This window comes from Flagellimonas profundi, assembly GCF_017313275.1.
In the GTDB taxonomy this organism is placed as follows: domain Bacteria; phylum Bacteroidota; class Bacteroidia; order Flavobacteriales; family Flavobacteriaceae; genus Flagellimonas; species Flagellimonas profundi.
Window position 1 is genome coordinate 383,438 of the sequence record NZ_JAFLNM010000001.1, and the last position, 13,695, is coordinate 397,132.

Annotated in this window: 13 protein-coding genes; 9 read left to right on the plus strand and 4 right to left on the minus strand. The window is 41.9% G+C overall.

The window, feature by feature from the left end; translation table 11 throughout:
- Nucleotides 1-82 precede the first annotated feature (82 nt).
- The gene (locus J0654_RS01775) at nt 83-811 is read left to right on the plus strand and encodes a nitroreductase family protein (RefSeq protein ID WP_207026057.1); all 729 of its coding nucleotides are present in this window, start codon (nt 83-85) and stop codon (nt 809-811) included.
- A gap of 196 nt (nt 812-1,007) precedes the next feature.
- Here J0654_RS01775 and J0654_RS01780 read toward each other — a convergent pair whose 3' ends face one another.
- The gene (locus J0654_RS01780) at nt 1,008-1,586 is read right to left on the minus strand and encodes a Crp/Fnr family transcriptional regulator (protein WP_207026058.1); all 579 of its coding nucleotides are present in this window, start codon (nt 1,584-1,586) and stop codon (nt 1,008-1,010) included.
- Nucleotides 1,587-1,812: 226 nt separating this feature from the next.
- On the opposite strand from J0654_RS01780, the gene J0654_RS01785 reads away from it, so the two are divergent.
- The 8 genes from J0654_RS01785 to J0654_RS01820 all read left to right on the plus strand — a co-directional run bounded on the left by J0654_RS01785 (nt 1,813) and on the right by J0654_RS01820 (nt 11,239).
- Entirely contained in the window at nt 1,813-2,817 is a 1,005-nt protein-coding gene (locus J0654_RS01785; RefSeq protein ID WP_207026059.1) for an aldo/keto reductase, read from the plus strand.
- A gap of 52 nt (nt 2,818-2,869) precedes the next feature.
- Nucleotides 2,870-3,622, plus strand: a complete 753-nt coding sequence (locus tag J0654_RS01790) for an NIPSNAP family protein (RefSeq protein ID WP_237685859.1) — start codon at nt 2,870-2,872, stop codon at nt 3,620-3,622.
- Between the two features lie 86 nt (nt 3,623-3,708).
- Nucleotides 3,709-4,479: an outer membrane lipoprotein-sorting protein gene (locus tag J0654_RS01795; protein ID WP_207026060.1), complete on the plus strand. Its 771-nt coding sequence runs from the start codon at nt 3,709-3,711 to the stop codon at nt 4,477-4,479.
- A complete protein-coding gene (locus J0654_RS01800; protein ID WP_207026061.1) occupies nt 4,476-5,699 on the plus strand; it encodes an ABC transporter permease in 1,224 nt (407 codons plus the stop codon). Before J0654_RS01795 ends, J0654_RS01800 begins: the two co-directional genes overlap by 4 nt.
- Nucleotides 5,700-5,701: 2 nt before the next feature.
- Nucleotides 5,702-6,919, plus strand: coding sequence for an ABC transporter permease (locus J0654_RS01805; protein ID WP_207026062.1), 1,218 nt, complete (start codon nt 5,702-5,704; stop codon nt 6,917-6,919).
- A gap of 4 nt (nt 6,920-6,923) precedes the next feature.
- A complete protein-coding gene (locus tag J0654_RS01810; RefSeq protein ID WP_207026063.1) occupies nt 6,924-7,622 on the plus strand; it encodes an ABC transporter ATP-binding protein in 699 nt (232 codons plus the stop codon).
- Nucleotides 7,623-7,627: 5 nt separating this feature from the next.
- Nucleotides 7,628-8,782 carry a hypothetical protein gene (locus tag J0654_RS01815; RefSeq protein WP_207026064.1) on the plus strand — a complete coding sequence of 385 codons (1,155 nt, stop codon included), beginning with the start codon at nt 7,628-7,630 and terminating at the stop codon, nt 8,780-8,782.
- Nucleotides 8,783-9,055: 273 nt separating this feature from the next.
- Nucleotides 9,056-11,239: a heavy metal translocating P-type ATPase gene (locus J0654_RS01820; protein WP_237685860.1), complete on the plus strand. Its 2,184-nt coding sequence runs from the start codon at nt 9,056-9,058 to the stop codon at nt 11,237-11,239.
- A gap of 112 nt (nt 11,240-11,351) precedes the next feature.
- Here the strand turns inward: J0654_RS01820 and J0654_RS01825 are convergent, their stop codons facing one another.
- From J0654_RS01825 to J0654_RS01835, 3 genes are all read right to left on the minus strand, one after another.
- Nucleotides 11,352-11,744 carry a DUF302 domain-containing protein gene (locus J0654_RS01825; protein ID WP_207026066.1) on the minus strand — a complete coding sequence of 131 codons (393 nt, stop codon included), beginning with the start codon at nt 11,742-11,744 and terminating at the stop codon, nt 11,352-11,354.
- Nucleotides 11,745-11,854: 110 nt separating this feature from the next.
- Complete coding sequence (locus J0654_RS01830; protein WP_207026067.1) at nt 11,855-12,721, minus strand: RnfABCDGE type electron transport complex subunit B; 867 nt, start codon at nt 12,719-12,721, stop codon at nt 11,855-11,857.
- Nucleotides 12,722-12,773: 52 nt separating this feature from the next.
- The gene (locus J0654_RS01835; RefSeq protein ID WP_207026068.1) at nt 12,774-13,631 is read right to left on the minus strand and encodes a ferredoxin reductase domain-containing protein; all 858 of its coding nucleotides are present in this window, start codon (nt 13,629-13,631) and stop codon (nt 12,774-12,776) included.
- Nucleotides 13,632-13,695: the final 64 nt, after the last annotated feature.

A 13,695-nucleotide genomic window follows, 5' to 3' on the forward strand; every position in this document is an offset into this window, starting at 1 on the left:
TATTTAAGTTAAACAGACCTATTCAAATAAGTCACTAAATTAGGCGTGACCTGTTAAAGGGCTTACTTAAAATAAGATAGATATGGATTTGGAAGGTGTTTTAAACCATAGGCGTTCTGTGCGCGTATACGATAAAACAAAAAAGATTGATACCTTAAAAGTAAAACATGGTCTTGAACTTGCAACATTGGCACCCAATAGTTCCAACATGCAGCTATGGGAATTTTATCATATCACGGAACCTGCAACTTTGGCAAACCTTGCCAAAGCCTGTTTGGGACAAACTGCAGTTTCAACTGCAGCTGAGGCCGTTGTTTTTGTAACCAGGCAGGATTTATATAAAAAACGTTCAAAATTTGTTCTGGAATTTGAAAAGGGAAACATCCAAAGAAACAGCCCAATCGAACGGCAAGAAAAACGAATCAAGGATAGGGAACTGTATTATGGCAAAATAATGCCACTATTGTACACCAGGTTTTTTGGGGTTGTTGGTTTGTTCCGGGTTTTGTTGACCAAAGTCATAGGTGTTTTCCGTCCTATTACCAGACAAGTATCTGAAAATGATATACGGGTCGTGGTCCATAAATCATGTGCATTGGCTGCACAGACATTTATGATTGCAATGGCGAATGAGGGATATGATACATGTCCATTGGAGGGCTTTGACAGCAAATTGGTCAAGAGGCTTTTGAAATTACCGAGGGGAGCGGAGATCAATATGGTGATATCCGTAGGCATAAGAAAAGAAGGTTCGGGCATTTGGGGTGAACGTTGCAGAGTACCTTTTAAAGAGGTTTACAAAAAACTTTAGTTTTCTGGACTGGCCAGGATTGGTGGTGAAATGGATTTGTTTCAAAGGTCCCCATCCTTAAAAAACAATAGCGATAATCTTATTACACTGAAAAATAGAGTTTACATATAGTTGCTTTTTTATTTTTACTGCATAAGTTCCCGACATATCAATTCTAGTACTTTAAACCCCATATTGCCCATAACCACCATTTGATTTACAGATCCATGGTCCTCTTTCTTAATTTGCTCAAAAATTCCTGGGAAATTCCCAAATAGGATGCTATGTGATATTGTGGAACACGTTGAACAACTGTAGGATATAGCTCCAGGAACATTTGATATCGGTCCATGGCGTTTCTTGACATGTTTTGAAGCAATCGTTTTTTTAGGGCATGCACGTGGCGTTGCATCATAATTCGGAACATATGCTCCAAGGTGGGAATTGTTTCCAAAAGTTGTTTTTTGGACTCCAAGGATAGCACTAGCATTTCGGTTTCCTCCAAAGTCTCGATACTTACTTGGCTGGGCACTTTATTTTCAAAACTATGGATCTCACTTATCCACCAATCTTCTATGGCAAATTCAACCGTATGTTCGTTTCCCTTATGGTCTGTGAAAAATTCTCGGGCACATCCTCGTTTTATGTATGCTTCAAAATTGCAGATGTCGCCAGAACGTAGGATCAGGGAATTTTTTGGATACTTCCGGTATTCAAAAAACTGTAGTGCCATCTCGGATTCTTCATCCGATAGGTCAATGAAACGTTCCAAATAGTTTTTCAATTCATTTTTCATAAATGGGTATCGAGGCTGTAATGGTGATTTCTTGTCCTAGTTCAATGAAAAGGATGTAAAAACCCAATAGATTTGCTTTGGCAATGTATCAAAGATTTTGCAGTAATATACTATATGTAATTGGACCTACCCCCAACATATCGGTGTATGACACTCTAAGTCTCCAAGACATAAAATTGTCGTGTTTATGGATGATACATGAAGTCGAATCTTAATTTAATCGTTTATGGATTACCAACCGAACAAGAATAGATATAATGAAATGACCTACAATCGCTGTGGCGATAGCGGTTTGTTGCTACCTGCTTTTTCACTTGGGCTATGGCACAATTTTGGTGAAATGGATGATTTTGATACTGCTCGGACCATTGTGCACAAGGCATTCGATGCAGGTATCACCCATTTTGACCTTGCGAACAATTATGGTCCCCCGCCCGGGTCGGCCGAAACCACTTTTGGTAAAATACTGAAATCGGATTTGGCCCAATACCGGGATGAAATAATTGTGAGCACCAAAGCAGGATGGAAGATGTGGGAGGGTCCTTATGGTGATTTTGGCTCCAAAAAGTATTTGGTTTCCAGTTTGGACCAAAGTTTAAAACGAATGGGGCTGGATTATGTTGATATATATTACCACCACCGTCCGGACCCCTCCACACCTCTAGAGGAAACCATGGGAGCGCTGGATTTAATAGTTCGCCAAGGGAAAGCACTTTATGTTGGCATATCCAGTTATGATGCCAAGGAGACAAAGGCTGCCATAAAGATGTTAAAAGAAATGGGAACCCCATGTTTGATTCATCAACCTCGATACTCCATGTTCGATAGATGGATTGAAGATGGATTGTTGGATGTACTGGGGCAAGAAGGTGTGGGAAGCATTGTTTTTTCGCCCTTGGAGCAAGGTTTATTGACAGACAAATATCTTCATGGAATTCCAGAATCATCAAGAGCTGCCTCTGGACGTGGGAACGGTGCATTGGAAGCCGACCAAATCACTCCCCAAAAACTGGAGATGGTATCAAAATTGAATAAAGTGGCCAAAGAAAGAGGACAGTCCTTGGCCCAAATGGCCCTTTCCTGGGTAAAGCGAGATCCACGGGTTACTTCGGTATTGTTGGGTGTAAGTAGGCCCGAACAATTGGAGGACTCGTTACAGGCTCTAAAAAAACCTGGATTTGATAAAGAGGAATTGAACACTATCGAAAACATCCTTGCAGGAAAAGCATAATAGGAATAGCATATTAGTATAATTATTTCGTATTCAAAAAGATAACTGAACAATGAAAATTATAAAACGAATTTTTTCCATACTTTTTCTTTTGATTCTGAACTTTCAATTGGCAGGACAGGAACAAGTATATGAATTGAGAACCTACGAGATGGAGTTTGGCAGACCGGAACAAGTACTTCATGATTATTTCAAAGAGGCATTTATCCCAGCCATGAACCGTCAAGGTGTAAAGAATATCGGGGTATTTGAAGAAGTGGGGGAAACTTTGCCCAAAAAACTTTATGTACTCATCCCTTATAATAACATTGCAGCGTTTCAAAAAAGTGGCGAATTATTGATCAAGGACGAAAAATATATCGAGGATGCAAGCCCTTATCTCAAAATATCCGAAAACTTGATTCCGTATAGTAGAATTACAACAGACCTTATTCAATCCACCACAGGTTTTCCAAACCTACAGAAACCCGCGGATAGCGCAAACTTTTTTGAGCTTAGAACTTACGAAAGTTACAATGAGGACGCCCTGCGCAGAAAGGTCAAAATGTTCAATGACAGTGAATTTGGTATTTTTGAGGATGTTGGCCTTCCTACCGTGTTTTTTGGGTCGAACATTGCCGGGAACCATATGCCGTGCCTAACCTATATGCTGGCATTCAAAGACAAGCAGGCCCACACGGAAGCATGGGGCAAGTTTGGTCCACATCCGGAATGGAAGCGAATCTCCAATATGGAAGAATATGCAAATGCCATGAACAATATAATCAGGGTATTTTTAAAACCTCTGCCATATTCTCAGTTGTAAAGTATAGCTAATCCAAAACTTTTCACCCAAGACAATACTTGACTTATATCATTGTCCAAAGCCAATTATTGAGCTAGTTTCAAACTATGAAAAAAGCATCAATATTGGTTGGCTATTTGGCCTTTGGACTAAGTATATTGCTTCTTGCCGCTACAATGCCCATACAAGAATTAACTGCGAGGGAGATTGTTAAAAAGGCAGACGACAACATAAGGGGAAATACTTCCCAAGCAGATATTACCATCCAGATCATACGTCCTTCATGGCAAAGGGAAATGGAGCTGAAGGCATGGACCAAAGGAGATGTTTATACCTTGATCCTTGTACAGGCCCCGGCCAAGGAAAAAGGCATTATTTTTCTTAAAAGGGATAAGGAGGTATGGAATTGGATACCTGCCATTGAACGCACCATTAAATTACCGCCCTCGATGATGTCCCAGAGTTGGATGGGTACGGACTTTACCAACGACGATTTGGTGAAGGAAGCCTCATCGGTAAAAGATTATGACCACAGACATTTGGGCAGGGAACTTATCCAAGGTAAGGAATGCTACAAGATTGAAATGATACCTAAGCCCTCAGCAGCCATTGTTTGGGAAAAGGTGATCGTATGGATCGATACCCAAGATTTTCTTCAGCTCAAAGCTGAATTTTATGATGAAGATGGACAATTGGTCAACATCATGAATTCAAGTGACATCAAAGTCTTTGGTTCCAGAAAAGTGACTACACGGATTGAAATGATCCCGACGGACAAGGAAGGTTATAAAACCGTGATCAAGTACAACCATCTCCTTTACGATGAGGAGATTCCCGATAGTTTTTTTACTACACGTAACATGATGCAACTAAAATGATGTTCTTAAAATTGGCATGGTTGAATATATGGCGCAACGGTCGGAGGACGATGATCACCGTTGCCTCTGTTTTTTTTGCCGTGCTATTGGCCATAACCTTTCGCTCGGTTACCGATGGGGTTTATGAGAACATGATCCACAATGTGGTCAGCTACTCATCGGGTTATCTCCAAATACATAAGAAAGGCTATTGGGACGAACAATCCATAGACAATTCTTTTGAGGCCGATGAAGAGCTTTCCAAAAACTTACTGGACAATCCCAAGGTTACAGGCCTGATGCCCCGATTGGAGACCTTCGCCCTATCATCCTTTGCCGATAAAACCAAAGGAGTGATGGTGTTGGGGATAGATCCAACGAGTGAAAAAAAAGTAAACCAACTGAATGAAAAAGTTGTTGAAGGTATATACTTTGAAAGTAACAGTGCGGAACAAATACTAATTGGGAGTGGGTTGGCAGAGCAACTCAATGCCAAGGTGAACGACACCCTTGTATTGATCGGACAAGGATACCATGCAAGCAGTGCAGCTGGTAAATTCAATATTGTTGGCATTTTAAAACTGGGGTCTCCCGAGCTGAACAGCAATGTTATCTATATGCCCTTAAAAACATCACAATATCTGCACGGCGCCGAAAATAGGTTGACCTCCCTGTCCATTATGCTCGGTAAAACCTCCGATTTGGAAAGTTCCAAAGAAGCAATTGAAAGTGTCATTGACACAGAAGCTTATGAAGTGATGACCTGGAAACAAATGATGCCTGAGATGGATCAGTTCATTGAGGCGGACAGTTCCGGACATTATATCGTTATCGGAATTCTCTATATCATCATATCCTTTGGATTGTTTGGTACTTTATTGATGATGACCTTTGAAAGGAACCGGGAATTCGGCATTCTGATTGCCATCGGTATGAAGAAACACCTTTTGGCCTATGTGATACTGTTGGAATCGATCATGATTTCATTGATGGGCTGTTTGATGGGGGTGTTAGGGGGTACTTTGATTGTTCATTTGCTCACCGAATACCCCGTCCAATTCAGTGGATCTTTAAGGGAGGTTTATGAAGATTATGGTTTTGAGCCCATCATTTATTTTTCGGGCAACATCCGGATTTTTATTTATCAGACCCTGATCGTTCTGGTATTGGCCAGCTTGCTGTCCCTTTACCCAGGATTTAAAGTATTAAGGCTTAGACCTGTTGACGCGATAAATAGTTGATTATGTTGGTTCAAATAGCATGGCGGAATATATGGCGCAACAAAACCAGGAGTTTTGTAGTGATCGGCTCTATTGTGGTTGGTCTGTGGGCCAGTATTTTTATTTTGGCCTTTGCTTGGGGGCTTTACAAAAACAATATCGATGAATCCGTGAACAGGCATTTGTCCCATATTCAGGTACACCATCCTGAATTTACCGATCAGCAGGAATCCAAATATGCCATACAAAATGCCGATTCCATTCTTTCAGTGCTGAAAATAGACGATAGGGTCCAGTCCGCAAGCATGCGCACCATTGTCAAAGGAATGATCACATCGCCTACTACCGTTTCTGGTGTCACCATTTATGGCATCTCCCCAAATGCGGAAATAAAACAGATAGGGCTGAACCAAAATTTGATACAGGGTGACTATTTCACTTCTGGAAAAGATAACGAAATCTTTATCGGTGAGAAGTTGGCCAAAAAACTCAAGATTAAATTACGGAGCAAGGTGGTGCTGACCTTTACGGATATTGGTTCCAGTATAGTTTCCGGTGCCTTTCGGGTGGGTGGGATCTATAGATCCAAGAACCTTTCCCTCGATGAAGTGAATGTTTATGTCCAAAAGCAATCCTTGGACAACCTCTTAGGTCTTCAGCATTCGGAGAGTAATGAATTGGCTATTTTGTTAAAGGATGAGTCTGCACTGGACAGCTACATCACCTATGTTCGGCAGCTAATGCCCAACCAAAAGGTAGAGGATTGGAAAGATCTTGCCCCGGATTTGGAACTGGTGATAGAATCCTTCAACCTATATACCTATATCATTTCCGGTATCATTCTTTTAGCCCTCACCTTCGGTATTGTGAACACCATGCTCATGTCGGTACTGGAACGGATAAGGGAACTGGGTATGCTTATGGCCATTGGGCTCAACAAGAGAAAAATCTTTTTTATGATCATGTTGGAAACTCTTTTCCTAACCTTGCTAGGATGTCCTGTGGGACTTCTGGTCGGTTGGTTGAGCGTTCTTGTGCTGGGAACGTTTGGCATCAACATTGCCATATTCTCCGAAGGATTGGCCAGCTATGGTTTCAGTTCCATTATCTATCCGGCCTTGGACGGCCAGATCTATTGGATCGTGGCTATCATGTGTTTGATCACCGCACTGTTATCGGCAATATATCCTGCCTATAGGGCCTTGCAATTAAATCCTGCAGAATCAATTCGAAAAATTTAGCACCATGGGAAAAACAATCATAGACGCGCATAATGTCAGTAAGACATATAAAGAGACGGCGGTTCCTGTAAGGGCGTTACAAGATGTGCACCTTCATATTGAAGAAGGGGAGTTTGTTGCCCTGGTGGGACCCTCTGGTTCTGGGAAATCCACATTGTTGAACATGATCGGCGGCCTTGACGAACCCACTTCCGGAACTGTGTATGTGGATGGTGTGGAAATTACCAAACTTCCAGAGAACAAGTTAATAGATTTCAGGCTTCAAAATATTGGTTTTGTATTTCAGTCTTTTAACCTGATACCCGTACTCACTTCTCGGGAAAATATCGGTTTTGTACTTCAATTACAAAAGGTCTCCAAAAAAGATAGGGAAAAAAGAGTACTGGAACTGCTTCGTGAAGTGGATTTGGAAGAAAAGATCGACAGTAGGCCTGGTGAGCTTTCGGGAGGACAGCAACAAAGGGTCGCCGTGGCACGCGCTTTGGCCTCCAAACCAAAAATAATATTGGCAGACGAGCCAACGGCCAATCTGGATTCAAAATCAGCAAGTAATTTATTGGACATCATGGCAAAATTGAACAAAGAAGAAAAAATCACCTTCTTGTTCTCCACCCACGACCAAAGAGTGATAGAGAAGGCCAGAAGGGTGATTACCTTGGTCGATGGTAAGGTAGATTCCGATGTGAATCAAAAGCCTACGTGATCATTATGAAACCTTCAAAGGTCATATGGTCCATTTTTGTTTTGCTCTTCCCTTTTATGGGGGTAGGGCAGGAGAAAAAACCTAAACTCGTTCTCAATGGTTACATCAAAAACCTGCATCAACTGCAATTTGTGGATAACCTGGACCAGTTACAATGGACAACTTTGATCCATAACAGGCTGAATTTTGGGTATACGCCTTCAGAAAGCATCTCTATGCGACTGGAATTCAGAAATAGAATTTTTTATGGTGATGCCGTGTCCAATTTCCCTGGGTTTTCCGAGTTGATGGGAAGGGACAATGGATGGGTCGATATGACCTGGAATTATGGGGAAAGCGGGCACATGCTATTCGTTACCGCAATCGATAGGGCATCCCTAAGGTACAGCAAGGGCAATTGGGATATTACCTTAGGCAGGCAGCGTATAAATTGGGGACGAAACCTGATATGGAACCCAAACGATATTTTCAACACCTACAATTTTCTCGATTTTGACTATGAAGAACGGCCTGGTAGTGATGCCGTACGCATCCAATACTATATGGGTGATTTTAGTAAAGTGGAATTGACCGCCAAAAAGGGTAGGTTAAAGGACGACCACATTATTGCCCTGTTGTATGGTTTTAATAAATGGTCTTATGATTTTCAATGGATTGCCGGAATCTATAAAAACGATTGGGTACTTGGAGCAGGGTGGTCCGGAAACATAAATAACATGGGGTTCAAGGGCGAAGTATCCTATTTTGTTCCCCGAACAAATTATTTGGATGCCGAAAATGTTTGGAGCGCTTCCATATCATTTGATTATGGATTTAAAAAAGGACTTTACCTGTATGGGTCGGTACTGTACAGTGGCAGTGCTTCCGATTTGAGCGGAGGTATAGAAAATTTGGCCTTAAGTGGAATTACGGCGAAAAATTTAATGCCATTTGAGTTTTCTGGTTATCTGCAGTTGGCGAAGGAATTCTCCCCGATCTTTTCTGGGGCGTTCAGTACGGTGTATTCGCCCACCAACCAATCGATAATAGTCATACCTACCTTTACCTATTCCCTGGCCACCAACTGGGAAATGGATGTAATTGCCCAATCCTTTTTTGAATTCCATGAATACAGGTCTTTAGGGCATAATTTGTTTTTCAGGCTTCGTTGGAGTTTTTAAAAGATTCTTAATGCCCAATCTATAAAAGCATGAATACCTTGGCAGCCCTTTCACCTTCAACATGTTGAGGATGATCGGGGAATGTTCAACAACCCCAAATTGGGCTGAAGAAGATATTTTTCGGAGGAATATCCTTCAATTGAATCTGGATGTAACCACCATACATCCATTTTTAGATAAATAGGTGTGAAATTATGCTGAAAATCATAGTTAATCATAGCATAACTTAGCAATTTTGTTTCATTGCAATAGATGCATGTTTATTGGTCTGTCATGAATAAAATAATCATTGAACTTGAAAAAATCCATCATTCTAGGAATGCCAGAAGGATTGAACAAATACTTGAAAAACAGCAGGGTGTTCATCAAGTATCTGTATCTGCTTCCGGTAAAATACGATTGGAATGGGATGAGGATCGGACCGACCAATCTTTGATCATCAAAAAAATCAGAAATATGGGGTTGAAGATTGTTCACATACAAGATGATATCCCCCATAAGAATGATGAAGGTTCTTATCCTTTTCATTTTGGACAGGACAACGCCGACCTCTATTTTGCCATTGTAAGCGGTTTACTTTTGGGAATGGGACTTGTTTTTTCATTTATAGCGTCCATACCAGAAGATTATTCCACATATTTTTTTATTGTTGGGGCAATCTTCGGAAGCGTTTTTACTACGTCCAATGCTGTTAAAGACCTGCTCAGGGGCAAGTTTGAAATAGATTTTCTAATGATTTTTGCAGCGGTTGGCGCCGCTTTTTTGGGAAAATGGGGCGAAGCCGCCTTATTGCTCTTTTTGTTCAGCTTGGGAAATGCCTTGGAACAATACGCCATGGGTCGGGCTCAAAAGTCGATTGCCGCACTTTCCGACCTAGCACCCCCGTTGGCCATGGTAAAAAGGAATGGCAATCTGATAGAAGTCCCTATCGAGAATTTAAGGGTCGGTGAAATAATCGTGGTTAGGCCAAATTCAAAAATTGCTGCCGATGGTGTGGTTTCAAAAGGAACAAGCCCTGTGAACCAAGCATCCATAACGGGTGAAAGCGTGCCTGTGGACAAGCGTGCCAGTCCCAATTGGCAAAGTGCCACGGATATCAATAAACTTTTGCCCGAACATAGGGTCTTCTCAGGCACGATCAATGGAAATGGCGTACTGGAAATTAAAGTATTGAAAGAAGCTAAAGACAGTACCCTTTCCCGTTTGATCACATTGGTAAAAGAAGCTGAGACACAAAAGTCCCCGACCCAACACTTGGCCGATAAATTTGAGAAATATTATGTGCCCTCTGTTTTAGCTCTGGTTGTATTGTTGTTGTTTGCATTTTTAATCGTTGAAGAAACATTCGAAGAGAGTTTTTATAGGGCCATGTCCGTATTGATTGCTGCATCACCATGTGCGTTGGCCATTTCTACTCCAAGTGCTGTATTGGCGGGAATAGCCAGGGCTGCACATCAGGGAGTGCTCATTAAAGGAGGTCGTCCCCTTGAAGATTTGGGAGGACTGAGTGCCATTGCTTTTGATAAAACAGGGACCCTTACCGAAGGTAAACCTGTACTGACCCATGCCATACCATTTGGAAGAACCGACAAAACAGAGCTTTTGTCGGCTGCAATTGCGGTAGAGGCACTAAGTGACCATCCTTTGGCCGTTGCGATTGTGGAAGGGGGAAAAAAGGAATTGGGTGGTGTGGATATCCCTATGGCCGAGAACTTACAGGCCTTGGTTGCCCGGGGCATTAGGGCCGATTGGGATGGAGATGTGGTCCATGTGGGCAATCGAAGGCTTTTCGAGGAGTTGACGGGTAACAAGGTGCCCAAGGAGATAGATGAAAAAATGTCCGAATTGGAATCAGGGGGGCATACTGCGATGATTGTTCATAAGGGAAAGGACTATCTAGGCATCATCTCTGTAATGGATGTTGCCCGTCCGGATGCTATCACCGCGCTTTCTTCTTTGAGGAAAACAGGTATCAAACGCATAATAATGCTGACAGGGGATAATCAAAAAGTTGCGGATGCAATTGCCGAAAATCTGGGTATTACCGACCCCATGGGAAGTCTGCTTCCAGAAGATAAAGTGGAGGCCATTGAAAAATTGACCAAAGAAGAAGGCAGTGTTGCAATGGTCGGAGATGGTGTGAACGATGCCCCTGCTATGGCAAAAAGCACGGTGGGGATAGCCATGGGAGCAGCAGGTTCGGATGTTGCATTGGAAACAGCGGACATCGCTTTGATGTCAGATAAATTGAATGTTCTTCCATTTGCCATCGGGCTAAGTCGAAAAGCAAAACGAATAATCAAACAAAATTTGGTGATCAGTTTGGGGATGGTCGCTGTTTTGGTTCCATTGACCATCACCGGAACGGTTGCCATAGGCCTTGCTGTGGTTGGCCATGAAGGATCCACTGTGTTGGTGGTATTAAATGCTTTGAGACTGTTGAAATATGAAGTTTAGCAACAGACTTTACCTACTGCAATTTTTGTTGACCAAAGGCTTTTACAAAAAAGCATATTCAACTTTGGTTTGGCGCTTGGCCGTTTTGTTTGAACAGAATTTCTTTCTGATTTCAAGAAAGTTTTTCGATCACATTTTTAAGCTTTTGTTGTATTTCTTGGGCAACGGGGGTCAACTTCTCATTTTCAACAGCTATCATCGAAGCAACAGGGTCTACGGCCGCAACCTCAATTTCGCCATTGTCATTTTCCAGGACAACCACATTACAGGGTAAAAAGAGACCGATTTTTTCTTCTTGGGTCAATGCTTCATGAGCATAAGGTGGGTTACAGGCCCCAAGGATTCTATATTTTTTAAAATCTACACCTAGTTTCTTCTTTAGGGTTTCGTCAATGTTTATTTCAGTGAGTATTCCAAATCCCTCATTTTTCAATTCGACAGTTACCTTTTCGATAGCTTTTTCGAAATTTTTTTCGTTTAATGTTGTACTAAAATAATAGCTCATATGTCTTTTATTTTGAAATTAGATCAGTGATGATTGTTACCTATAATATACTTAGGTTTTTAAACTTTAGCAACTCCAGTTCAGGCGTTGTTTTTTGCTTTTCAAACAGACTAAGTATTTCCCAAAGATCTACTGCCCTTACGGATAATTTTCTTGCTTTCTTTCCCTTTGATGGGCTCCCCATCATCATTGAACCAAACAATGGCTCCGGTAGGGCATCGCTGAATCGGTACTTGCGTATTATGATTTTTAGCGTAATTCACCACAGGTAAATTATTCTTGATTGTTATTAGATCGTCTGGGGCATCCATGGCACACTTTCCACAGGCGGTACATCCTACTTGACAATCTTCGAGGACAGCTTCGCCGTGTTCAAGGTTTTTACAAGCTACCCAAAGATGATGGCTTATAGGTTGCAAGGAAAATAAATCTTTGGGGCAAGCTTCCACACAGTCGCCACAGGCCGTACATTTATCTTGGTCTACAATAGGTAACCCATGTTCGTTCATGGTAATGGCGTCAAAATCGCAGACAACCTCACAATCGCCATGGCCAAGACACCCCCAAAAACAACCTTTGCCACCACCGGATACCAAAGCCGCGGCTTGGCAGCTTTGAACACCTACATATTGGGCACGGTTTATGGCCACATTCGTCCCACCGGCACAAGCAAGACGAGCTACCTTTTTTTCCTCCGCACCCATATCAACCCCAAGAAAATTAGCAATGGCTTGTCGGCCTTCATCGGTGCTTACCGTACATTTTCCTGGTAAGGCACGTCCTTGGACCAATGCCTCTGCAAAGGGCCTACAGCCAGGAAAGCCACAAGCTCCGCAATTGGCATGGGGCAACATGTCCTCCACTTTATCTATACGCGGGTCCTCATATACAAATAGCTTTTTGTTTGCAACGATCAGCATAATTGCAAGAAGTAAGGTTAACCCTCCAAGTGCGGCCACTGCGATAACGATAGACATATTGATTCACGAATTTGTTTACAATTACTGTTCTTCTTTTTCCCGGTGCAGGTCAAAAAATAATTTCGGCCCACTTTCTACCGGCAATCAATTCAGCTTTTCGGAGTCGCCATGCCTCTTCCGAACCTAAGATTTTGGAAAATGCCTTATTGAGTTTGTCAAGGATTTTTTCGTACCCGGCAACGTAGATGTATGTATTGGACATGGAAAGCAATTCTTTCAGTTCTTTGGTCTGTCCTTCGAGTGCCTTGTCCAATTCAATGGGGTCGGCCCAATATGGTCTTGGACTCAATGCATGAAAAGCTTCGAATGTTTCCTCATCGTAATAATTTGTGAGGTCACCATCCTTGTCGTTGAGGTAAAGCAGCTCCAAGCCACTACGTGCACCATAGAACAACCGGATTTTTCCTTTCCAATCTTTTACATTTTTATAAATATGCTTTATAAAGGCCCTGAATGGTGCAATTCCGGTACCCATACCAATGAGTATAAGGTTGGCTGTCTTGTCTTCAGGTACTCTAAAGGGTAGTTGAAATGGACCTGTAACGGTAATTTCATCCCCTTTTTTTCTATCACATAAATAGTTTGAAGAGATACCCTGGTATTCTTCACCGCTGAATTCATCAACATAGGAGCAACGTTTCACCAACATCGTGACCTGTGGGTTTCCGTTGGCATGCTTGGGCAGATCGGCTACACTATATAACCTATGGTGAAGCTCGTTTCCAAATTCTCCTGTAGCTTTGGTCAATACGCCAAAGCTTTGGTCCACTTCGCATTCAAATTGCGAATCTTTTACTTCAAGTACGATCTCACGCACTTCATCGGTGTCGGGTGGCGTTAACCGCATTGTATTTTTTACGACCGCCTTATACCGTTTTTCGGTATCAAAATCAGATAAATGTGCCATGTTCTTAAATTGTATTTGTTATATTTTTTTAATTGATCTTCTTCTCTAAAGGATATTTTTTGTT